This window comes from Micromonospora sp. NPDC049662 (assembly GCF_040675055.1).
Lineage (GTDB): Bacteria > Actinomycetota > Actinomycetes > Mycobacteriales > Micromonosporaceae > Micromonospora.
In genome coordinates this window covers 167849-189766 of sequence record NZ_JBFAOC010000010.1, presented here as the reverse complement: position 1 = coordinate 189766, position 21918 = coordinate 167849, and the positions used below count along the sequence as shown (strand labels likewise).

General features: G+C 72.9%; 20 protein-coding genes. 12 read left to right on the top strand and 8 right to left on the bottom strand.

Annotation, left to right across the window (positions count from 1 at the left end; translation table 11 throughout):
* The first annotated feature begins 214 nt into the window (after positions 1 to 214).
* The 5 genes from AB0J36_RS11265 to AB0J36_RS11245 all read left to right on the top strand — a co-directional run bounded on the left by AB0J36_RS11265 (position 215) and on the right by AB0J36_RS11245 (position 7538).
* The gene (locus tag AB0J36_RS11265; protein WP_357175258.1) at positions 215 to 1564 is read left to right on the top strand and encodes an aldehyde dehydrogenase family protein; all 1350 of its coding nucleotides are present in this window, start codon (positions 215 to 217) and stop codon (positions 1562 to 1564) included.
* Between the two features lie 5 nt (positions 1565 to 1569).
* Positions 1570 to 2337: a 3-oxoacyl-ACP reductase gene (locus AB0J36_RS11260; protein ID WP_357122369.1), complete on the top strand. Its 768-nt coding sequence runs from the start codon at positions 1570 to 1572 to the stop codon at positions 2335 to 2337.
* Positions 2334 to 3083 carry a gamma-glutamyl-gamma-aminobutyrate hydrolase family protein gene (locus tag AB0J36_RS11255; RefSeq protein WP_357393695.1) on the top strand — a complete coding sequence of 250 codons (750 nt, stop codon included), beginning with the start codon at positions 2334 to 2336 and terminating at the stop codon, positions 3081 to 3083. Before AB0J36_RS11260 ends, AB0J36_RS11255 begins: the two co-directional genes overlap by 4 nt.
* Positions 3084 to 3130: 47 nt before the next feature.
* Positions 3131 to 3682: a pyridoxamine 5'-phosphate oxidase family protein gene (locus AB0J36_RS11250; RefSeq protein WP_363660447.1), complete on the top strand. Its 552-nt coding sequence runs from the start codon at positions 3131 to 3133 to the stop codon at positions 3680 to 3682.
* 196 nt (positions 3683 to 3878) lie between these two features.
* Positions 3879 to 7538 (top strand): SpoIIE family protein phosphatase, encoded by a 3660-nt coding sequence (locus tag AB0J36_RS11245; protein WP_357122379.1) that lies wholly within the window; start codon positions 3879 to 3881, stop codon positions 7536 to 7538.
* Positions 7539 to 7555: 17 nt separating this feature from the next.
* Here the strand turns inward: AB0J36_RS11245 and AB0J36_RS11240 are convergent, their stop codons facing one another.
* Entirely contained in the window at positions 7556 to 7870 is a 315-nt protein-coding gene (locus AB0J36_RS11240) for an STAS domain-containing protein (RefSeq protein ID WP_357122383.1), read from the bottom strand.
* Positions 7871 to 7965: 95 nt separating this feature from the next.
* Here AB0J36_RS11240 and map point away from each other — a divergent pair, with 95 nt between their 5' ends.
* Together map and AB0J36_RS11230 are read left to right on the top strand one after the other, a co-directional pair.
* A complete protein-coding gene (gene map / locus AB0J36_RS11235; RefSeq protein WP_357122386.1) occupies positions 7966 to 8823 on the top strand; it encodes a type I methionyl aminopeptidase in 858 nt (285 codons plus the stop codon).
* Between the two features lie 55 nt (positions 8824 to 8878).
* On the top strand, positions 8879 to 9592 hold the full coding sequence (locus AB0J36_RS11230) for a VIT1/CCC1 transporter family protein (protein WP_363660446.1): 714 nt from the start codon (positions 8879 to 8881) through the stop codon (positions 9590 to 9592).
* Positions 9593 to 9599: 7 nt separating this feature from the next.
* Here the strand turns inward: AB0J36_RS11230 and AB0J36_RS11225 are convergent, their stop codons facing one another.
* The 7 genes from AB0J36_RS11225 to AB0J36_RS11195 all read right to left on the bottom strand — a co-directional run bounded on the left by AB0J36_RS11225 (position 9600) and on the right by AB0J36_RS11195 (position 16061).
* A complete protein-coding gene (locus AB0J36_RS11225) occupies positions 9600 to 10310 on the bottom strand; it encodes a nucleotidyltransferase domain-containing protein (protein WP_357122392.1) in 711 nt (236 codons plus the stop codon).
* Positions 10311 to 10346: 36 nt separating this feature from the next.
* Positions 10347 to 10847: a nitroreductase/quinone reductase family protein gene (locus AB0J36_RS11220; protein ID WP_357122395.1), complete on the bottom strand. Its 501-nt coding sequence runs from the start codon at positions 10845 to 10847 to the stop codon at positions 10347 to 10349.
* A gap of 74 nt (positions 10848 to 10921) precedes the next feature.
* Positions 10922 to 13696: an FtsX-like permease family protein gene (locus tag AB0J36_RS11215; protein ID WP_357175137.1), complete on the bottom strand. Its 2775-nt coding sequence runs from the start codon at positions 13694 to 13696 to the stop codon at positions 10922 to 10924.
* Between the two features lie 17 nt (positions 13697 to 13713).
* The gene (locus AB0J36_RS11210; protein ID WP_357123338.1) at positions 13714 to 14427 is read right to left on the bottom strand and encodes an ABC transporter ATP-binding protein; all 714 of its coding nucleotides are present in this window, start codon (positions 14425 to 14427) and stop codon (positions 13714 to 13716) included.
* Between the two features lie 17 nt (positions 14428 to 14444).
* A complete protein-coding gene (locus AB0J36_RS11205; RefSeq protein WP_357122401.1) occupies positions 14445 to 15047 on the bottom strand; it encodes a PadR family transcriptional regulator in 603 nt (200 codons plus the stop codon).
* 52 nt (positions 15048 to 15099) lie between these two features.
* On the bottom strand, positions 15100 to 15537 hold the full coding sequence (locus AB0J36_RS11200; RefSeq protein WP_355051637.1) for a ferritin-like domain-containing protein: 438 nt from the start codon (positions 15535 to 15537) through the stop codon (positions 15100 to 15102).
* Entirely contained in the window at positions 15534 to 16061 is a 528-nt protein-coding gene (locus AB0J36_RS11195) for a hypothetical protein (RefSeq protein WP_357123341.1), read from the bottom strand. The genes AB0J36_RS11200 and AB0J36_RS11195 overlap by 4 nt, the downstream gene beginning before the upstream one ends.
* 153 nt (positions 16062 to 16214) lie before the next feature.
* Between AB0J36_RS11195 and rimP the strand changes: the two genes are divergently transcribed.
* The 5 genes from rimP to AB0J36_RS11170 all read left to right on the top strand — a co-directional run bounded on the left by rimP (position 16215) and on the right by AB0J36_RS11170 (position 21803).
* Positions 16215 to 16916, top strand: a complete 702-nt coding sequence (rimP, locus tag AB0J36_RS11190) for a ribosome maturation factor RimP (RefSeq protein ID WP_357122407.1) — start codon at positions 16215 to 16217, stop codon at positions 16914 to 16916.
* Positions 16913 to 17956, top strand: a complete 1044-nt coding sequence (nusA, locus tag AB0J36_RS11185; RefSeq protein ID WP_357122410.1) for a transcription termination factor NusA — start codon at positions 16913 to 16915, stop codon at positions 17954 to 17956. The genes rimP and nusA overlap by 4 nt, the downstream gene beginning before the upstream one ends.
* 16 nt (positions 17957 to 17972) lie before the next feature.
* Positions 17973 to 18305, top strand: coding sequence for a YlxR family protein (locus tag AB0J36_RS11180; RefSeq protein ID WP_357122413.1), 333 nt, complete (start codon positions 17973 to 17975; stop codon positions 18303 to 18305).
* Positions 18306 to 18398: 93 nt separating this feature from the next.
* The gene (gene infB / locus AB0J36_RS11175) at positions 18399 to 21416 is read left to right on the top strand and encodes a translation initiation factor IF-2 (protein ID WP_357122416.1); all 3018 of its coding nucleotides are present in this window, start codon (positions 18399 to 18401) and stop codon (positions 21414 to 21416) included.
* A gap of 90 nt (positions 21417 to 21506) precedes the next feature.
* Positions 21507 to 21803 carry a DUF503 domain-containing protein gene (locus AB0J36_RS11170; RefSeq protein WP_357175144.1) on the top strand — a complete coding sequence of 99 codons (297 nt, stop codon included), beginning with the start codon at positions 21507 to 21509 and terminating at the stop codon, positions 21801 to 21803.
* Positions 21804 to 21918: the final 115 nt, after the last annotated feature.

The following is a 21918-nucleotide window of genomic DNA, read 5'->3' as shown; positions in this document are numbered from 1 at the left end:
TCCGGATACAACACCGGTATCCGGACGACACCGCGCCTTGCCGGATCGCCGCCCGGACTCCGCCTCGGCTCGACCGCCCTTATGAAACAGGCCCTAGGGCCTGCCTCCGCCGCGATCTTGCACTTTCTGTCGTTGGTTTGGGGCGACTCGCGGCTTATGTCGGCACAGAAAGTGCAAGATCGCGCGGATTGGGTGAGGGGTGGGACGCGTGAGCGTGCTTGTTGATCCGGCTTCCGGGGTGGGGTTTCGGGAGGTTACCGGGGCCTCGGTGGGGGAGGTGGATGCTGCCATCTCGCGGGCCGCGACGGCGTTCGAGACGTGGCGGGAGGTGGCGCCGGGGGATCGGGGGCGGCTGTTGCGGCGGTTCGCCGCCGTCGTCGACGCGCACCTGGACGAGTTGGCCCGGTTGGAGGTGCGCAACTCCGGGCACACCATCGGCAACGCCCGCTGGGAGGCCGGCAACGTCCGCGACGTGCTGGACTACTACGCCGGTGCGCCGGAGCGGTTGACCGGCCGGCAGATCCCCGTACCCGGTGGCCTCGACGTCACCTTCCACGAACCGCTCGGCGTGGTTGGCGTGATCGTGCCGTGGAACTTCCCGATGCCCATCGCCGCCTGGGGGTTCGCCCCGGCCCTCGCCGCCGGCAACACGGTGGTGCTCAAACCCGCCGAGCTGACCCCGCTCACCGCGCTGCGCCTGGCCGAGCTGGCCCGCGAGGCCGGCCTGCCCGAGGACGTGTTCACCGTGCTGCCCGGCGAGGGCGCGGTGGTGGGGGAGCGGTTCGTCAGCCACCCGGCCGTTCGCAAGATCTGCTTCACCGGCTCCACCGAGGTCGGCACGCGCATCATGGCCGGCTGCGCCGCCCAGGTGAAGCGGCTCACGCTGGAGTTGGGCGGCAAGAGCGCCAACATCGTGTTCGCCGACGCCGACCTGGAGACCGCCGCCGCCACCGCGCCCGGCGCGGTCTTCGACAACGCCGGCCAGGACTGCTGCGCACGGTCGCGGATCCTGGTCCAACGACCGGTGTACGACAGGTTCCTGGAACTGCTCGAACCAGCGGTACGCGCCGTCCGGGTCGAGGACCCGTCCCGCGACACCGCCGAGATGGGCCCGCTGATCTCGGCGGCCCAGCGGGACCGCGTCGCCGGTTACGTGACCGGCGCCAAGGTCGCCTTCACCGGCTCCTGCCCCGACGGTGCCGGCTTCTGGCACGCGCCGACCGTGCTGCTGGCCGATTCGCCCGCCGACCGGCACTGGCGGGAGGAGATCTTCGGGCCGGTGGTCTCGGTGCTGCCGTTCGACGACGAGGCCGACGCGGTGCGGCTCGCCAACGACACCGAGTACGGCCTCTCCGGCTCGATCTGGACCCGGGACATCGGGCGCGCGCTGCGGATGGCGCGGGCGGTCGACTCGGGCAACCTCAGCGTCAACTCGCACTCCTCGGTGCGCTACTGGACCCCGTTCGGCGGGATGAAGCGCTCCGGACTCGGCCGTGAGCTGGGCCCGGACGCGCTGCACTCCTTCACCGACGTCAAGAACGTGTTCATCGCGACGAAGGAGTGAGGCCAGTGCAGGGTCGGTTGCAGGACCGGGTGGCCGTGGTCACCGGAGCGGGCAGCGGCATCGGGTTGGCCACCGTCCGGCGGTTCGCCGCCGAGGGGGCGCGGGTGGTCTGCGTCGACATCGACGCGGCGGCGGGCGAGAAGGCCGCGCAGGAGTGCGGCGGCGAGTTCGTCCGCGCCGACGTCGCCGACGAGGCGGCGGTACGTGACCTGTTCGACGGGGTGGCCGACCGGCACGGTCGGGTGGACATCGCGTTCAACAACGCCGGCATCTCCCCGCCGGACGACGACTCCATCCTGGACACCGGCCTGGACGCGTGGGAGCGGGTGCTGCGGGTCAACACCACGAGCGTCTACCTGTGTTGCAAGTACGCGATTCCGCACATGCGGCGGCAGGGCAAGGGGTCGATCATCAACACGGCCTCGTTCGTCGCGTTGATGGGAGCGGCGACGTCGCAGATCGCGTACACCGCGAGCAAGGGCGGCGTGCTGGCGATGACCCGCGAGTTGGGCGTGCAGTTCGCCCGCGAGGGCATCCGGGTCAACGCGCTCTGCCCCGGCCCGGTGGCCACCCCGCTGCTGCTGGAGCTGTTCGCCGCCGACCCGGAGCGGGCCGCCCGCCGGCTGGTGCACGTGCCGATGGGTCGGTTCGGTGAGCCGGCGGAGATCGCCGCCGCGGTGGCCTTCCTGGCCAGCGACGACGCCTCGTTCATGACCGCCGCGCAGTTCGTGGTCGACGGCGGTATCACCGGCGCGTACGTCACTCCGCTATGAGGCGGCCCCTGATCGGGATCAGCGCGTACGTCGAGCCCGTCGACTGGGCCGTCTGGCGTGGTGTGCGGGCGGTCCTGGTGCCCGAGGCGTACGTGCGGGCGGTGACCGCCGCCGGTGGCCGGGCGGTGGTGCTGCCCCCGGACGACGTCGACGCCGACGTGCTGGCGGTCCTCGACGGGCTGCTGCTGGCCGGGGGCGCCGACGTGGGCCCGGGGCGGTACGGCCAGCAGCCGCACCCGCGGACCGAGGACCGGCCGGACCGGGACGCCGGTGAGTTGACCCTGCTGGCGGCTGCCCTCGCCGCCGACCTGCCCGTGCTCGGCGTCTGCCGGGGGATGCAACTGCTCGCCGTCGCCTACGGCGGCACCCTGCACCAGCACCTGCCGGACGTGCTCGGCTCCGAGGCGCACCGGCCGGCGCCGGGCGTCTACGGCGCCCATCCGGTGCGGTTCGCGCCGGGCAGCCTCGCGGCGCGGACCCTGGCCGGGGTTCAGCAGGTCAACTCGTACCACCATCAGGCGGTCGCCACCGCGGGCCGGCTCACGGTGACCGGCTGGGCGGCCGACGGCGTGATCGAGGCGGTGGAGGATCCGGCCCGTGCGTTCGTGCTGGGCGTGCAGTGGCATCCCGAGAACGAGCCGGACCCACGCCCGATCACCGCGCTGGTCCGGGCCGCCCGGGGGTCCGGCCCGCCGGTGAGTGACCACGACGAGGGGGTACGCGTGGCCGGATCACCGGTGCTGTGACGCAGGTCGCCCCCGTCGCATGGGCCGGGCGGTGGGAGGATCAGCGCATGGGCAAGGTCTATCCGGAGATCGACGGTCGTCTGCGGGAGTTCATCGCGGCCCAGCAGGTCTTCTTCGTGGCTACCGCGCCGTCCGGTCCCGAGGGGCATGTCAATGTCTCACCGAAGGGCATGACGGGCACCTTCGTGGTCCTCGGCCCGCACCGGGTGGCCTACCTCGACTATCACGGCAGCGGGGCGGAGACCATCGCCCACCTGCGGGACAACGGCCGCATCACGCTGATGTTCTGCGCCTTCAACGGGCCGCCGAAGATCGTGCGCCTGCACGGCAGGGGCCACACCGTGGCGGTGACCGAGGCGGGCTTCGCCGACCGTCTCGCCGAGTTTCCCGCTCCACCGGACGTGCACGCCGTAAGGGCCGTCATCACCGTCGACGTGCAGCGGGTCAGCGACTCCTGCGGTTACGCCGTGCCACTGATGGACTACCGCGCGGAACGCGACCTGTTACTCACCTCACACTCCCGTCGCACGGCCGATGATCTGGTGACCTATCGCGCCACCAAGAACGCCGCGAGCATCGACGGATTGCCGGTCTTCTGAGTGCTCAGGACACGTGTGCGCCCCCGTCGGTGCGCCGCGTCCGCCCCCGTGCCGTCGGGTCGGCGACCACCGGAGTGCACGTAACCAGCGTCCACGGGTCGTCATGCGTTACGTTGCTGGTCCGCCGGGGTACAAGTCGGAGCACGGCGCGTGGAGATCAACGGCTGAGGGGTACGGCCGAAGCGGGGGAGGCTGCATGAGCTCGGCCCAGGGGGGCGCGGACGCGGGGCGTTCCTTCGCGGACGGCCACGAGATCCCCCCGCTGTTGGCCGCCGCCTTCGCGAACGGCGGTGAGCTGGGCGAACGGCTCCGCGCCCTCGACTGGTCCACCGCGCCGCTGGGCGGGCCGTCCCGCTGGCCGGTGGCCCTGGCCAGCGCCGTCGGCATGATGCTCTCCTCCAGCGCGCAGATCGTCATGTTCTGGGGCGACGACCAGCTCGCCTTCTACAACGACGCGTACCGGCCGACCATCGGCAGCAAGCATCCGCACGTGCTCGGTCAGCCGGCCCGACACCACTGGGCCGAGACGTGGGACGTCCTCGGCCCGCTGCTCGAAGGCGTCCGCAGCACCGGGCTCTCCTACCGGGGCGCCGACCACCCCTTCCTGCTGGACCGCTCCGGCTTCGTCGAGCAGACCTACTTCGACGTCTCGTACGACCCGATCCGCGGCGCCGACGGCTCGGTCAGCGGCGTGTACTGCATCGTCAACGAGACCACCGGCCGGGTGGTCGGTGAACGCCGACTGCGGGCGTTGTCCGAACTGGGCGCCGAGCTGGCCGACGTAAACAGCGCCGGCGAGCTGGGCCGGACCGCCGCCGACGTGCTCGGCCGGCACTCCGCCGACGTACCCTTCGCGCTCATCTACCTCGCCGACGACACCGGTGAGTTCCGGCTCACCGGGGCCAGCGGCGTCGATCCGGCGGCGGTCGACGCTCCACCGGCGACGTTCGCCGAACTGGTCGCCGAGGGCGCCTCCGCCACCGTGCGGGTGCGCGACCTGGTCGCGCGGCGACCGGCCGACGCCTCCGACGTGGCGCTCGTGCTGCCCGTGAAGGCGACCAACGAGACCGTCGGCGCGCTGGTCGTCGGCGTGGCCCGCCTGCTGCCGCTCGGCGACGAGTACCGCGACTTCCTCGACCTGGTGGCCGCGCAGGTCTCCCGGGCGGTCGGCACCCAGCGGGCGTACGAGCAGGAGCGCGCCCGAGCCGCCGAGCTGGCCGCGCTGGACCGGGCGAAGACCAACTTCTTCGCCAACGTCAGTCACGAGTTCCGCACCCCGTTGACGCTGGTGCTCGGCCCGCTGGAGGACATGCTGGCCGACCCGGAACTGCCCGCCGCCTACACCGACCGACTCGTCGTGATGCACCGCAACGCGATGCGGCTGCTCAAGTTGGTCAACACCGTGCTCGACTTCTCCCGGTTGGAATCCGGCCGGCTCGCGGCCCACTACCAACCCACCGACCTGGCCGACTACACCGCCCGACTGGCCAGCACCTTCCGCTCGGCCACCGAACGCGCCGGCCTGCGGCTGGTCGTGGACTGCCCGCCGCTGCCCGCGCCGGTCTTCGTCGACCGGGACATGTGGGAGAAGATCGTCCTCAACCTGGTGTCGAACGCCGTGAAGTTCACCTTGGACGGCGAGATCCGCGTGCGGGTCCGGGCCGACGGCGATCTCGCCCGGCTGGATGTCGTCGACACCGGCGTCGGGATCGTCCCGGACGAACTGCCGCACGTCTTCGAGCGTTTCCACCGGGTGCCCGGCGCGCGCGCCCGTACCCATGAGGGCACCGGTATCGGGCTGGCGCTGGTCCGCGAGCTGGTCGAGATGCACGGCGGTACGGTCGGCCTGACCAGCCAGGTCGACGAGGGCAGCACCTTCACGGTGACCGTCCCGTTCGGGTCCGATCACCTGCCCGCCGACCGGGTGGTCGCGTTCGCCCCCCTGCCGACGGGCGAGCCCGAGCAGGCCCGGCTCTTCGTGGCGGAGACCGCCCTGTGGGCCGCCGAGGACGGCACCGGTGAGGCCGGCCAGCAGCCGACCGCACTCGCCCCGAGCGGCCGGATCCTGGTCGTCGACGACAACGCCGACCTGCGTGAGCACGTCACCCGGTTGCTCTCGCCGACCTGGGAGGTGGTCACCGCCAGCGACGGTCGGGCGGCCTTGACGCTGGCCCGCGAGGGCGGGTTCGACCTGGTGCTCAGCGACGTGATGATGCCCCGGTTGGACGGGTTCGGTCTGGTCGGCGCGCTGCGCGCGGACCCCCGTACCCGTGATGTGCCGATCGTGCTGCTCTCCGCCCGCGCCGGCTCCGCGGAGGCGGTCGCCGGCCTCGCCGCCGGCGCCGACGACTACCTGACCAAGCCGTTCTCCGGGCAGGAGCTGATCGCCCGGGTCCGGGCCAACGTCGAGCTGGGTCAGCTACGCCGCCAGATCATCCGTCGTCTGCGGGCGCTGGCCGACGCGGCGGTGGCGGTCAACACGGCCCGGTCCACCGCCGACGTGCTCCAGGTCGCCGCCCGGCACGCGCTCAGCCTCGCCGAGGCGGCCCGGGTCGTGGTCAGCGCGGCCGGCTCCCGGTTCGAGGCCGACGCTGGCGGTGAAACGGCCGCCGATCCGACCTTCGTGGCCCCGCTCACCGGGACCAGCCGCGAACAGCTCGGCGAGCTGCGGGTCTGGCGGGCCGCCGACGACGACGCGCAGGCCGACGAGGCCGCGCTCACCCAACTGGCCCGGCTGGTCGGCGTCCGACTCGAGAACGCCCAGCTCTACGAGGCCGAACACCACATCGCCACCACGTTGCAGCACAGCCTGCTGCCGAGGACGCTGCCCCAGCTGCCGGGCGCGGTCGTCGCGAGCCGCTACCTGCCGGGCAGTGCCGACGTCGAGGTCGGTGGGGACTGGTACGACGCGCTCGCGCTCGACGCGGACAACCTCGTGCTGGTCATCGGCGACGTGGTCGGCAAGGGCGTCCAGGCCGCCGCGGCCATGGGCCAGCTGCGCAACGCGCTGCGGGCGTACCTGCTGGAGGGCTTCGACCCGGGCGAGTCGCTGACCCGGCTCAACCGGCTGGTCGTGTCCACCGAGGAGTCGTCGTTCGCGACGGTGGTCTGCCTGCTGTTCAGCCCCCGCACCGGTCGCCTGCGCTACGCCAGCGCCGGTCACCCGTCCCCCCTGCTGATCCGAGGAGACGACGTGGCGTTCCTGCACGACCGTGCGCTCGGCCCGCCGGTCGGCGCCATCCCCGGCACCACCTACCGGACCGTTGAGGGTGAGCTGCCCGCGGGCAGCCGACTGCTGCTCTACACCGACGGGCTGATCGAGGACCGTCACCTCGGCATCGACGCCGCGCTGGCACAGTTGCGGGTCGACGCGGCCGCGCCGGGCCACCATGTGGCGGATCTGGTCGACACGGTCGTCGAGCGGGTGACCGGGCGACCACGTCGCGACGACGTGGCGGTGCTCGCCGTGGAGGCGGCGGAGCTGAACCGGTTCGCGTTGCGACTGCCGGCCGACCCGACCCGACTGAGCGTGCTCCGCAAGCGCCTGGAGGACTTCCTCGTCGCGCACAACGTCGGCGAGACGGACCTGTTCGACCTGACCGTGGCGGTCTCGGAGGCCGCCGCGAACGCCATCGAACACCCCGTCCAGCCCGCCGAGGCGGTGATCACCGTGGAGGTGGCCATCGAGGACCGGACGGTGATCGCCACCGTGCGTGACACCGGCCAGTGGCGGGAGTCCACCGACTCCGGCTTCCGGGGGCGCGGACTGTCGCTGATCAAGGCGTTGGGTGACCTGATGGTGCGGCGTACCGACGGGGGGACCGAGGTGACGCTGCGCCGGCAGTTGCAGGGCTGACGGGGCGCGGCCAGGTCTCAGACCGGATCGAGCCAGGGCTGATCGCCCAGCCCGGAGATCTCCAGCACGCGGCGTACCTGCCGGGACGGCAACACGGTGAGCGTGCCGGAGAACCGCTGGGCGAGCCGGACCACCGCGTGGATGGCCGCCGAGTCGAAGAAGGTCACCGCCCGCAGGTCGAGGGTGAGCCGGCTGGCGGGCTCGCGTAGGGCGGTCTGCGCCATCGTGTCGGCCGTGGCCATGTCGACCTCGCCGGTCACCACCACGTGGAGGTGCTCTCCGTCGATCTCCGCGCGGGCGGAGAAGACGGGTGGTGCTCCCCCTTGATCCACGCAGACACGATGGCACAGCCGACCAGGCAGGGCAACAACCGGTACCGACCGGCCGTGGCACGGGTCACGGCGTCAGCGACGATAGGCTGGGGGGCATGACCGTCCGTGCGCCGCTGACCCCCGGCACGCTGTCCCCGACGCGACCGGTGCCCGCCCACATTCCCCGCCCGGAGTACGTGGGTAAGAAGGCGCCGCAGCAGTGGCGCGGCTCGCACGTGCAGACGCCGGAGACCATCGAGAAGATGCGGATCGCCAGCCGCCTCGCCGCCCAGGCGACGCAGCTCGCCGGCGAGCACTGCAAGCCCGGCGTCACCACCGACGAGATCGACCGCGTGGTGCACGAGTTCCTCTGCGACCACGACGCGTACCCGTCGACGCTCGGCTACCGGGGCTACCCCAAGTCCTGCTGCACCAGCCTCAACGAGGTCATCTGCCACGGCATCCCGGACTCCACGGTCCTGGCCGACGGCGACATCATCAACGTCGACGTGACCGCGTTCATCGGCGGTGTGCACGGCGACACGGATGCCACCTTCTGCGTCGGCGAGGTCGACGAGGAGGCGCGGCTCCTCGTCGAGCGCACCCACGAGGCGATGATGCGCGGCATCCGCGCGGTCGCGCCGGGTCGCCAGATCAACGTGGTGGGCCGCGTCATCGAGTCGTACGCCAAGCGGTTCGGCTACGGCGTGGTCCGCGACTTCACCGGCCACGGGATCGGCGAGACCTTCCACAGCGGCCTCTACGTGCCGCACTACGACAGCCCCCGGCCGACGGACGTCATGGAGCCGGGAATGACCTTCACCATCGAGCCGATGATCACCCTCGGCACCTACCAGTACGACATGTGGGACGACGGGTGGACCGTGGTCACCAAGGACCGCAGGTGGACCGCGCAGTTCGAGCACACCATCGTCGTCACCGACGACGGCCACGAGATCCTGACCCTGCCGTGAGCGCGAGGAACGCGGCGAAGCGGAGTCCCGCAGTCGCGAACGAAGGGCGGACGCCGTGACCGAGACCCCCGCCGCCCTGCGCGAGGCGCACCACGCGGACGTCTCCGGTGGCTGGCTGCGCCCGGCGGTCTTCGGCGCGATGGACGGCCTGGTGACCAACATCGCCCTCATCGCCGGCGTCGGCGGCGGCGGCGTCTCGCCGCACAGCATCGTGCTGACCGGCACCGCCGGCCTGGTGGCCGGCGCGATCTCGATGGGGCTCGGCGAGTACACCAGCGTGCGCTCGGCCAACGAACAGGTCGCCGCCGAGGTCGCCAAGGAGCGGCGCGAGCTGGAACGGCACCCCGAGGCGGAGGCGCGCGAGCTGGCCGACGCCTGGGTGGCCCGGGGCCTGCCCCGCGACCTCGCCATGCAGGTCGCCGAGGCGGTACGGCGCGACCCGGAGGAGGCGCTGCGGGTACACGTCCGCGAGGAGTTGGGCGTCGACCCCGACGATCAGCCGAGCCCGTGGGCGGCGGCGATCTCCTCGTTCGTGTTCTTCTCGCTGGGGGCGTTGATCCCCCTGCTGCCGTACCTGTTGGGCGCCACCGACCTCTGGCTGGCGCTCGCCGTCGGCGGGCTCGGGCTGTTCGCCGCCGGCGCGGTGGTGGCCCGGTTCACCAACCGACCCTGGTGGACCAGCGGCCTGCGTCAACTCGTACTGGGCGCCGCGGCGGCCGGGGCCACCTACCTGGTCGGTTCGCTGATCGAGGTGCAGGGCGGGCTGTGACGCCCGGTCAACCGCCGAGCAGATCGTCGATCGTGCCGTCGACCGGGCGGCCGCGCGCCGCCAGCTCCTCGGCCTGCCGGGTCAGTACCGCACCGACCTCGGTCATGTCCGCGCCGGCCAGACCCGTACGCCGCACCGCGTCGCCCGGATCGCGGAAGTAGGTGCGGCCCAGCAGGCCGGTCACGGTCGCCGCGGCCAACCGCGCCTCACCGAGCATCAGCAGCGCCTGGTCGGTCTCGTACCACTCGGCCAGTCGGGCCGCCCGCGCGTGCGCGGCGCTGCCCCGGTACCAGGCCTGCCGCGCCGCCGTGCTGAACTCCGCCGGCCGGGCCCGGGCGAGTCGGCCGAGGTGCTCGTCGCGCAACGTCCGCAGCCAGCCCGTCGGGTCGAACAGCGACCGGGTGGTGACGTACCGGTCGGCCGTCAGCGGCCACAACGGAGAGAGCATCCGGGCCTGTCCGAGGTAGTCGTCGGCGGCGGCCACGGTCAGGTCGACCAGCACGCCGTCCACCCGCCGGGTCGCCGGCGGCGGCCCGCCACCCGGCCGGTAGGTGACCACCAGCATCCCCACCTCGCCGTTCCCGCCACCGTCGTCGTCGCCGTGCGCGAGGGGCCCGTGGACGGCGATCGCCAGCACATCGGCCGGGAAACGTCGCTGGATCGCCTCGGCCACCCGCTCCGCCACCGACCACCGTCGGTCATCACCGAGCGCGCTCACGGGTCCACAACCTCCCCTGGGGCGACTGGCGTCAGCCTAGCCAGCCGACGGCGGGCTGGCCGGCCCGCCGCGCCCGGTCGGCACCAGCCGGAAGATGCGGATCTCACGGCCCCCGGCCCGCTCGACGTACGTGCGGTACGCCGGCCACTGAGCGACGAGCAGGTCCCACAGACGGTCCCGCTCGGCCCCGGACGCCGGCTCGGCCCGCACCGGGAGCCGGCGGCCCTTCACGTCCACCTCGGCGGCCGGGTCGGCGAGCAGGTTCATCGCCCAACCGGGCTGGTGGGTCTGCCCCCAGTTGGAACCGATCACCACGTACGCGTCGCCGTCGGGCACGTAGAGCAGGGGGTTGCTGCGCGGTTTGCCGGACCGGCGGCCGGTCGTGGTGATCACCAGGGACGGCAGTAAGCCGAGCGCGACCACCCGTCCGCGGGTGAGCCGGCCGACGATCCGGTCGGCGGGTACGAGCAAGCGGGCGGCGGTCCCGAACCAGCGGTGGTGGCCGAGTCGGCGGGTGAGGGTGGTGAGGGCTGACACGCGGATCAGTCTGCCGGTTGCCCGGCACCGGCGGCACCCCCGGACGGTCCGCTTCCGATGGTGCGGTCAAGGCCTCAGTCGAGGCGACGTTCGATCGGCAGCCGGGCCCGGGTGAACAGGCCCGCGCCGAACATCGCCACCACCGGCACCAGCACCAGGACGCCCAGCGCCGGCCACGGCACCAGGTACGGGTACGGCTCCATCGCCGGCCAGGCCGTCGCGTACTCCCGGTTGGCCGAGAACAGCACGATCGCCGCGGTGCCGAGACCGGCCACGATGCCGAGCGCCGAACCGAGTCCCGCGATCACCCCGGCCTGACAGATCGCCAGCAGCCGGCGTACGGCGGGGGCCGCGCCGACCGCCGCGAGCGTGGACAGCTCGGCGCGGCCCTCGGCGGCGGCGAGCGCCGTGGCGATCCCGGCCGCGCCCATCGTGATCACTCCGGCCGCGGCGGCGAGCAGCAGCAGCAGCGGCGAGTCGTCACGGGGGGCGGCACCCTGCTCCACCTGGAGGGAGAACGTTCCGAAGCCCCGCAGGTCGGCGGTGAACCGGTCCTGGCGATGTTGGCTGGGCGGCGTCGACGTATTGATCACCCAACCGTTCGAGACCGGCTTCAGGGCGAGCTGCCGGGCTGCCGTCGCGGACAGCAGGAGGCGAGGCTGGCCGCGTGTCGGCGTCAGGGCGTACCCGGGCAGGTCCCATCGCGTGGTGGTCACCTCGTCCCGGCCGGCCCGTACCTCGTTCACCTGCACGGTCACCAGGCCGTCGTGCAGGTAGCGCGGATCGGTCACCACCACGCCCCCGGCGTGCAGCACGGCGGTCGCGGCGGTGGTCGCCGCCGGGTCGGCGCCGGTGAGGAGCGGCAGCGCGCTGCCGTCGTCCACGAGCGTCTGCACGTAGCTCCCGAAGTAGTCCGCCGCGCGGTCCCGGCAGCGCGGGTCGGCCAGCGCCTGCCGACGTTGGGTCGCGGACAGGTTGTCCCCGGGCTCAAAGGGGCAGGCATGATCCGCCGGGAGTTCCGGTACGACGGAGCAGTAGCTGGCCGGGCCGCCCACCGACGGGCAGGCCGTGCCCTGCACCAGGGCGACGGCGCTGGCGCCGAGGTGGTGCCGGGCGGCGGTGCTGACCTGCTCCAACGACGGTTCCGGCCGCAGCGCCGGATCATTGCGGTTGACCAGGACGTGACCGGTGGGCAGCAGCGGCTGATAGGTGCGGGCGTCGCGGACCGCGTCGCTGGCCAGGTAGCCGCCGAGCGCGACGCTGCCGGCCACCGCCGCCATCACGGCGCAGATGGCCGGCGCTGCGGCGGCCCGGTTACGGCTCGCGTCGCGCAGCGCGATCCGGGGCGCCGGCGGCAGCACCCGACCGAGCCGGGCGAGCCCGCCGATCAGGGTGGGTGTGCAACAGACCAGGCCCAGCTCCCCGAGGATCAGACCGGCCAGGATCACCGCGGGGGACGTCCGACTGGCCCCGAACGCCGCGAGCGCCGCCCCGCCGACGACCAGCGCCAATCCGCTGACGAGCGCCCGGGCCCGGGGCGGGGGAGGGGTCCGTCGACCGGCGAGCCCGGCCATCACGTCCTGCCGGGCCGCCGTCCAGGCCGGCGCCAACGCCGCCAGCACTCCGGCCAGCACCGCGACCCCGCCGAGCACGACCAGGGCCAGCGGCCAGCAGCGGTACGCGCCGAAGCGGGTGCCGAACACGTACTGCTCCATGACGGGACGTCCGGCGAACGCCGCGCCGACGCCGAGCAGCAGCCCGGCCACGGCGCCCAGCACCCCGAGCACCACCCCGTCGGCGAGCACGACCCGGCGCAGGTGGGCCGCGTCACCGCCGGCCACCGCGACCAGGGCCAGGTCACGGCGTCGACGGCGGACCCCGACGGCGAACGCCGGCCCGACCAGCAGCACCACCTCCAGCAATCCCAGCCCGGCGATCAGCACCATCGTGCTCAGGTCGCTGGTGTTGGCGGGCCCGACGTACCCGATGAAGCTCCGGGAAGACGTCATCGAATCCGGCACGTGGCGGCGCGCCACCACCACTCCGCGTTCGTTGAGCCGGGCGACCATCGCCGCGTCGACGGTGCCGGGCACGTCGATCAGCCACCTGCTGTCCGGCTGCGCATCGGCCCGGCCGACGGCCGCCGGGTGCAGCGCGATCACCGGGCCGAGGTCGTCGGGGAACTCGACCACACCGACCACCGTGTACGTCCGGGTCCGGTCGGCGGTGGGCACCGCCTCGCCGAGGCGTCCGTCCAGCCGGCGCAGCGCCGTCGGACTCAGCGCGACCTCTCCGGGTTGCTGCGGCGCCCGCCCCGAGCGGAACCGCACCAGACCGCGGGCCAGCGGGTCGGTGAGGTCGAGAATCCAGGCCTGGAGGGTCTCGTCGCCGCGCGGGCCCCGCACCGTCACCGGGCTGCCGGCACGTATCTCGGTGACCCGGCTGCCGGGGCCGAGCAACGCGGTCACCTCGTCGGCCGTGGTCGGACGACTCATCGCCGATTGGCCGTCGTCACGGGGATACCAGGTGTCGCCCCACTCGTCCTGAACGACCGGGGTGTCGGCGAACCACCGCAGCTCCGCGTCGGCGACGCCGAGCCGGCGGTCGAGCTGCTCCTGCGGTGTCAGCTCGGCCATGTCGTAGCTCGCCGCCAGAAAGGCCAGCACCAGCACCGGAAGCGCGATCATCGCCAGCACCAGGGCGGTACGCCGTCGCGCCCGTCGCGACTCCCGGCGAGCGATCCGCAGCGCCGCCCGCCACGAGCCGGTCAGTTCGGCGAACCGTCGCCGCCGCCCGGGTTCGAGCGGTGTCGGCGGCCCGACCGGAGGGTCGGCGCTGCCGCGTGTCACCGGCGTCCGGCGCAGGGTCAACGGTCGCTACCGGAGAGGAGTTGCTCGACGCTGCCCAGCGGCGCGGTCGTGTCGACCAGCACGCCGTCGCGCAGGAACACCACCCGGTCGGCCCAGCCGGCGTGCCGCGCCTCGTGGGTGACCAGGATGCCGGCCGCGCCCGCGTCGACCCGGCGGCGCAACAGGTGCAGCACCGCCTCACCGGTCTGCGAGTCGAGCGCCCCGGTGGGTTCGTCGGCGAGCACCAGCCGGCGCTCGCCGACCAGCGCGCGGGCGATGGCCACCCGCTGCTGCTGGCCGCCGGAGAGTTGATCGGGGAAGCGGTCACCCAGCGCGGGCAGGCCCACCTCGGTCAGCGCGGCCAGGGCGGCCGCCCTGGCCCGCCGGCCGCCGACGCCGTCGAGTTCCAGCGGGAGCGCGACGTTCTCCAGCGCGCTCAGGCTGCCGAGCAGGTTGAGGTGCTGGAAGATGTAGCCGATGCGGCGTCGGCGTAGCTGCGCCAGCCCGCGGCGGTCCAGCGCGCCGAGCGGCTGCCCCTCCACCCGGACGTCGCCACGGGTCGGGCGGTCGAGGCCGCCGGCGAGGGCCAGCAGCGTCGACTTCCCGGAACCGGACGGACCCATCACGGCGACCAGCTCGCCCGGCCGAACGACGAGGCTGACACCGCGCAGCGCGTGCACCGCCGCCGGGCCGACCCCGTGGGTGCGGTGGACGGCGCGCAGGTCAAGCACCGCGTCGCCCGATCCGCTCACCGTCGCGCCTCCTCATCGGCCCACCGTGCGGCGTCGGACGCGTCACCAGCGCCCGGTCGGGGCGGGTGCGGCGGCGGTCCACCCGGCCGGTGCCGCACCAGACTGCTCTCGCAGTGGTCCAGCCAGCGCACCTCGGCTTCGGCCTGGAACACCATCGAGTCCAGGACCAGCCGCCACGGCAGGTCCTCCGGCCGGTCGCTGCCGTACTTCAACCGGGTCAACTCCTGCAACGCGCGCATCGTCGCGCTGCGCTGGGCCTGCACCACCGAGCGGACGTCCACGCCGGGCGTGGTGAGTGCCAGGGCCAGTTTGATCGCCAGCTCGTCGCGCGGCCGGTCGGTACGGCTGATCGGCGTGGCGAACCACAGGGTGAGGTCGGCCCGGCCGGCGTCGGTGATCTCGTACGGGCGCTGGCCGGCCTCGCTCTCCGGCAGCGGGCGCACCAGGCCGTCCCGTTCCAGCCGGGCCAGCGTGGTGTAGACCTGCCCGATGTTCAGCGGCCAGGTCGAGCCGGTCGACTCCTCGAAAGCGGCGCGCAGCTGGTAGCCGTACATCTGGCCGCGTTCGAGGAGGGCGAGCAGCCCGTGACGGATGGACATGGCAACGGAGTATGCATACCTGGTATGGGCTCCGCAACCGGGGCGGATCGGTTCAGCTCGGGCGGCCGGGAAATGCGACAGTCGGTGGGGCCACCCCGGCGGCCTTGCGCCACTTGGTGGCCCGCACGGCGTACTCGACGAGGGCGGCCAGCGCCTGGTCCCGGTCGGCGCCGGTGGTGGACGCCAACGCGGCACGCCAGTGCGCCGCGGTGCGCTCCTCCACCTCGATGGCCAGCCGGAGGGCGCTCGCCCGGTTGGTGACCGGGAACGGCAGCGCGTAGCCGGCCCGGCCTGGTGGAACGGTGCCCCCGGCGGCGCTCAACTGCACCACCACCGCGTCGCGTCGGCGTCGGTGCGCGGCCTCCGCCTGGTGGGCGGCGTCGCGGACCGCGCCGGTGAGTCGGACCCCGATCCGCCCGTACGCGTAGATGGCCGCGTACTCGGCGGTGAGCGCGGCGGCGAGGGCCTCCTCGGCGGTGGGCTGCTTCACTTCAGTGCCTCCTGGTGGGTGGCCCGCGCCGCGGCGATCGATCCGAGCAGCGCGGCCCGTGCGGCGGGCGCGGCGGCGCAGGCGGCGGTGGCGGACTGCTGGGCGGCCTTCTCCCGCGCGCGAAGGTCGGCGAGCGCGCCCGCCGGCTCGGTGGCCGCGGTGGCGCTCGGGTCGACGGCGGGCGCGGACGGCAGGGTGATGCCGACGACCCGGGCGAGTTCGGTGGCGTGCGCGGTGTGCGTCTCGGCGATGGGATTGAGGCGGTCGGCCAGGTCCGGGTGGGCGGCGGCGCTCGCCCGGTACGCCGTGGCGAGGCTCAGTGACTCGTCCACCATCGACCGCAGCGGGTCCGGCGGTGGCGTCGGCTCGTCGTCACGGTCGAAAAGATCACAGCCTGTCAGCGGCGCCACCGCGCCGCCGAGTGCCAGGAGAGCGCCGGCCCGGAGGAGCTTTCGCCGAGATTGCCCGAATACTTCGTCGCGCTGAGTCGTTCTGCCGATCCCCACCGGGCAAGTCAACACCATCGGGTCGGGTCCGGGCGTCACCGGCGTCGGTGCGCCGCCCGGCCCGTCGCCCGGCAGGCGCGTTACGCTCTGCGCAGCCACCGGCGCGTCCGCTCCGGTGGCGTGCCGGCATGGCGGGACGACGTCCCGATCGACCAGGGAAAGGGTGCGTACATGACGCAGCGTGGCCGTACCACCAGGTCGACGGGTCGACCCCGCGACGGCGCGGGCCCCCGCGCTCCACGCGGCGGCGGTGATCTCGCGGCCCGCCGTACCCGGTTGCGGACCGTGATCGAGCCGGTGGTCAACGGCGTGGGCTACGACCTGGAGGACCTGTCGGTCTCCCGAGCCGGACGCCGGCACGTGGTGCGGGTGATCGTGGACGCGGACGGCGGGATCGACCTGGACGCCGTCGCGGACGTCTCCCGCGCGGTCTCGAAGGCGCTGGACGCGGCCGAGGAGGCCGACGGCGACATCGTCGCCGGGGAGTACCAGCTCGAGGTCAGCTCGCCCGGCGTCGACCGGCCGCTCACCCTGCCCCGGCACTGGCGACGCAACGTAAGCCGACTGGTCAAGGTCACCGTCCGGGGCGCCGCGGCGCTGCCCGGCCAACGCGGCGAGCAGCCCTCGGGGGACCGTCAGGTGACCGGCCGGGTGCTCGGGGCCGACGACGAGGGCGTACGGCTGGAGACCGACGGCGGCGAGGTCCGGTGGGCATACGCCCAGCTGGGCCCGGGCCGGGTGCAGGTCGAGTTCACCCGCCTCGCCGAGCTGGGTGAGCCGGACGAGTTCGACGACGCGGACGAGACCGACGAGTACGACGATGCAGAAGACATCGACGACGACGATGATGATGTGGAGGACGAGGAGAGGTGAACATCGACCTCGCGGCGCTGCGCGCACTCGAGCGCGAGCGGGAGATCCCGTTCGACACGATTCTCGCGGCGATCGAGACCGCGTTGCTGACCGCCTACCGGCACACTGACGGCGCTGAGCCGCACGCCCGGGTGGAGATCGACCGTAAGTCCGGCGCGGCCCTGGTGTACGCGCAGGAGATGGACGAGGACGGCTCGCTGGTGCGGGAGTGGGACGACACCCCGCACGACTTCGGCCGGATCGCCGCCATGACCGCCAAGCAGGTGATCCTTCAGCGCCTGCGGGAGGCCACCGACGAGGTGCACTTCGGCGAGTACGTGGGTCGCGAGGGTGACCTGGTCACCGGCGTGGTGCAGGCGCACGAGACGCGTACCGAGAAGGGCATCGTCAGCGTCGACCTGGGCAAGCTGGAGGGCGTCCTGCCGCAGTCCGAGCAGGTGCCCGGCGAGCGGTACGCGCACGGTGAGCGCGTCCGGTGCGTGGTGGTGCACGTGGCCAAGGGCATGCGCGGGCCGCAGATCACCCTGTCCCGCTCCCACCCGGCGTTGGTCAAGAAGCTGTTCGCGCTGGAGGTGCCGGAGATCGCCGACGGCACCGTCGAGATCGGCGCGATCGCGCGTGAGGCAGGTCACCGTACGAAGATCGCTGTCCGCTCCACCACCCCCGGCGTGAACGCCAAGGGCGCCTGCATCGGTCCGATGGGTCAGCGGGTGCGCGCCGTGATGAGCGAGCTGCACGGCGAAAAGATCGACATCATCGACTGGTCGGATGACCCGGCCACCTTCGTCGGAAACGCGTTGTCGCCGGCCAAGGCGCTACGGGTCGAGGTCGTGGACCTGGCTGGCCGGGCTGCCCGGGTGACCGTTCCTGACTTCCAGCTTTCGCTCGCCATCGGTCGCGAGGGGCAGAATGCCCGCCTTGCTGCCCGCTTGACCGGTTGGCGGATCGATATTCGGTCCGATGCGGAGCAGCCGGCTCCGGCCGCGCGCGGGGCCGTGGATCAGGTGCGGGAGCCGGGCGGCGCGATCTCGGGCAGCTAGGGGTAGACTTCTTCCAGTGGTACGACGCACTCAGCCGGAGCGCACCTGTGTGGGCTGCCGGCAACGTGCGCCGGCCAGCGAATTGCTGCGGGTCGTCGCGATCAGAGACGAGGCTGGTCACAGCCTCCGGCCTGATCCGCGCCGCAGGCTGCCGGGTCGGGGAGCGAACATGCACCCGGATCCGGCCTGCTTCGCGCTGGCGGTGCGGCGCCGCGCCTTCGGGCGAGCGCTGCGCATCACCGAGGTCCTCGACCACGGTGTGCTGGCAGAGCACGTCGATGCGCCAACCACTACGTCCGGTCAGCCCGACCGGGCGAGGGTCGCTAGCAGGGTAGGACGACCGACATGAGCACACGATGAAGTCCCTGAAATGACCAGGCTTCAAGTGCACGAGTGAGGTCGCTGCGGGTGCTGCCCGCACGACCTCGGAGTGAGGAGTGCAGTGGCAGGCAAGGCCCGCGTACACGAGCTTGCAAAAGAGCTCGGGGTCGAGAGTAAGACCGTTCTCGCCAAGTTGAAGGAAATGGGCGAGTTCGTGAAGTCCGCGTCCAGCACCGTCGAGGCGCCCGTCGCCCGGCGACTGCGTAACGCGTTCGTCGCGTCCGCCGGGTCCCCGGCTCCGGCCGCCCCGTCGGCGCCCGTGTCGACGCCGGCTTCCAACCCGACCCCGACGCCGTCACCGACCCCGGGCGCGCCCCGGGTCTCGGCCAAGCCGATGCCGCCGCGGCGGCCGGCTGCGCCGGTACCCGGTCCGAAGCCCAAGGGTCCGGTGCCCGGTGCGCCGCAGTCGGCGGCCCCGGTCGCCAAGCCGGCGAGTGCCCACGACATCGAGGTGGCGGCCGCGGAGGCGCGCGCCGCCGCGCTGAAGGCTGAGCAGGAGGCCGCGGTCAAGGCCGCGCAGGCCGCCCGCCAGCAGCAGCGTGACAACCCCGTCCGCCGGGAGCCCCCGGCCGACGGCAACCGGCCCGGTCCTCGGCCGGGTCCTGCGGCGATGCCGCCCCGTCCCGGTTCACCGGCAGCTCGTCCGAACACGCCGGCTCCGGGTCCGGGTGCCCGCCCCGGCGGTCGTCCGCCGGCGCGTGGCGCCGGTAACAACCCGTTCGGCATCCAGGGTGGCCAGCAGCAGCAGCGGCCCCCGGCCGCCGGCGCGGGTGGCCCCCGGCCGAACAGCCCGGCGGGTATGCCGCCGCGGCCGAGCCCGAACTCCATGCCGCCGCGGCCCAGCCCGGCGTCCATGCCGAGTCAGCGTCCGGCCGCCGGTCGTCCCGGCCCCGGTGGCGCGGGTCGCCCCGGTGGCGGCGCGGGCCGTCCCGGTGGCGGTGGCGGCGGGTTCCGTGGCGGTCCCGGCGGTGGCGGTGGTGGCGGCGGTGGTTACCGCGGCGGCCCCGGTGGCGGTGCGGGTGCCGGCGGTGGCGGTGGCTACCGTGGCGGTCCCGGCGGCGGTGGCGGTGCTCCCGGTGGCGGTTTCCGTCCGGGTGGTCCGGCCGGTGGCGGCGGTCGTCCGGGTGCGGGCGGTCGTGGCCGTGGCGGCGGCGCCGCGGGTGCCTTCGGGCGTCCGGGTGGTCGGCCGACGCGCGGTCGCAAGTCCAAGAAGCAGCGCAGACAGGAGTTCGACAACCTGTCGGCTCCGACCATGAGCTCGGGTGCTCCCCGGGGTCAGGGTCAGGTCGTCCGGCTCTCCCGTGGCGCCTCGCTGTCGGACTTCGCCGACAAGATCAACGCCAACCCGGGTTCGCTGGTCCAGGAGATGTTCAACCTGGGCGAGATGGTCACCGCGACCCAGTCCTGTTCTGACGACACCCTGCACCTGCTGGGTGAGCACCTGGGCTTCGACATCCAGATCGTCAGCCCGGAGGACGAGGACCGCGAGCTGCTCGCGCAGTTCAACATCGACCTCGACGCGGAGGTGGCCGAGGAGCGTCTGGTCAGCCGTGCGCCGGTGGTGACCGTCATGGGTCACGTCGACCACGGTAAGACCAAGCTGCTCGACGCCATCCGTAAGGCGAACGTGGTGGCCGGTGAGGCGGGTGGCATCACCCAGCACATCGGTGCGTACCAGGTCCACGTCCCGCACGAGGGCGAGGACCGGGCGGTCACGTTCATCGACACCCCGGGTCACGAGGCGTTCACCGCCATGCGTGCCCGTGGTGCCCAGGTCACGGACATCGTGATCCTGGTCGTCGCGGCCGACGACGGCGTGATGCCGCAGACCATCGAGGCGTTGAACCACGCCAAGGCGGCCGACGTGCCGATCGTGGTCGCGGTCAACAAGGTCGACAAGCCGGACGCCAACCCGGACAAGGTCCGCCAGCAGCTGACCGAGTACGGCCTGGTCGCCGAGGAGTACGGCGGCGACACCATGTTCGTCAACGTGGCCGCGAAGCCGGGCATCGGCATCGAGGAACTCCTCGAGGCCGTCCTGCTCACCGCCGACGCGTCGCTGGAGCTGACCGCTCCGATCGACGGGCCGGCGCAGGGTGTGGCCATCGAGGCGCACCTGGACAAGGGCCGCGGTGCGGTGGCGACGGTGCTGGTGCAGAAGGGCACCCTGCGGGCGGGCGACTCGATCGTCGCCGGTGGGGCGCACGGCCGGGTCCGGGCCATGCTCGACGAGAACGGCAACCAGCTCTCCGAGGCTGGTCCGGCGCGTCCGGTCATGGTGCTGGGTCTGACCGCGCCGCCCGGCGCGGGTGACACGTTCCTCGCCGCGGCGGACGACCGTACGGTGCGGCAGATCGCCGAGCAGCGCCAGGCACGGCGGCGGGCGGCGTCCTTCGCCAACTCCCGTGGCCGGGCCACTCTTGAGACGCTCATGGAGCAGCTCAAGGAGGGCGAGAAGACCTCGCTCAACCTCATCCTCAAGGGCGATGTCTCCGGTTCGGTGGAGGCCCTCGAGGACGCGCTGTTCAACCTCGACATCCCCGAGGAGGTCCAGCTCAAGGTCCTCGACCGGGGCGTCGGCGCGATCACGGAGAGCAACGTCATGCTCGCCAGCGCGTCGTCCGAGCCGGTCACGATCATCGGCTTCAACGTGCGGGCCTCGAACAAGGTCCGCGAGATGGCCGACCGCGAGGGCGTGGAGATCCGGTACTACACCGTCATCTACCAGGCCATCGAGGAGATCGAGGCGGCGCTCAAGGGCCTGCTCAAGCCGGAGTACGAGGAGGCCGAGCTGGGCACCGCGGAGATCCGCGACGTGTTCCGCTCGTCCAAGATCGGCAACATCTCCGGTTGCATCGTCCGGTCGGGCATCATCCGGCGCAACGCGAAGGCTCGGCTGCTTCGGGACGGGACGGTCGTGGCGGACAACCTCACGATCACCTCGCTCAAGCGGTTCAAGGACGACGCCACCGAGGTCCGCGAGGGCTTCGAGTGTGGTCTGACTCTGGGTGGTTACAACAACGTCCAGGTCGGCGACGTCATCGAGACCTTCGAGATGCGGGAGAAGGTTCGCGCCTGATCCGGCAGTGACACGCTGATCAAGGGGTTTACGCCGGCCGGCGTAAACCCCTTGATCATGCGGGGTGGGGTGGCGGTATCGTCCGGGTCGATGTTCACCGGAACCGCGGTCTTCGACCTGCTGCTGCCGGGCGACTCCCGGTCGCTCAAAGCCAAGAGATCATATGTACGGCCGATCGTGGCGGCCCTGCGCCGCTTCGAGGTGTCGGCCGCCGAGGTGGGAGCGCTCGACCTACACGGTCGAGCCCAGATTGCGGTGGCCGTGGTCGCCGCCGAGGCGGCGCACGTCCGCGAGGTGCTCGACTCCTGCGAGCGCCTGATGGCCGCCCGTCCCGAGGTCGAACTGCTGTCGGTTCGACGCCGGCTGTACGGCGTGGACGACGACTGACCCACGGGGCCGGCGGTGCCCGGCGACCGGCGCCGCCGCGAAGGTAGTGTTCGAGATGTTGGCCGGTCGGCCGGCGGCCTCCAGGGCCGCCGGGCCGGCCGGGAGCGGGACGCCG

Bases quoted from the DNA above. Each gene is read 5' to 3' on its own strand.
- AB0J36_RS11255 (WP_357393695.1), top strand. From the start codon at position 2,334: ATGAGGCGGCCCCTGATCGGGATCAGCGCGTACGTCGAGCCCGTCGAC.
- AB0J36_RS11250 (WP_363660447.1), top strand. From the start codon at position 3,131: ATGGGCAAGGTCTATCCGGAGATCGACGGTCGTCTGCGGGAGTTCATC.
- AB0J36_RS11245 (WP_357122379.1), top strand. From the start codon at position 3,879: ATGAGCTCGGCCCAGGGGGGCGCGGACGCGGGGCGTTCCTTCGCGGAC.
- map (WP_357122386.1), top strand. From the start codon at position 7,966: ATGACCGTCCGTGCGCCGCTGACCCCCGGCACGCTGTCCCCGACGCGA.
- AB0J36_RS11205 (WP_357122401.1), bottom strand. From the start codon at position 15,047: ATGTCCATCCGTCACGGGCTGCTCGCCCTCCTCGAACGCGGCCAGATG.
- AB0J36_RS11195 (WP_357123341.1), bottom strand. From the start codon at position 16,061: ATGGTGTTGACTTGCCCGGTGGGGATCGGCAGAACGACTCAGCGCGAC.
- rimP (WP_357122407.1), top strand. From the start codon at position 16,215: ATGACGCAGCGTGGCCGTACCACCAGGTCGACGGGTCGACCCCGCGAC.
- AB0J36_RS11170 (WP_357175144.1), top strand. From the start codon at position 21,507: ATGTTCACCGGAACCGCGGTCTTCGACCTGCTGCTGCCGGGCGACTCC.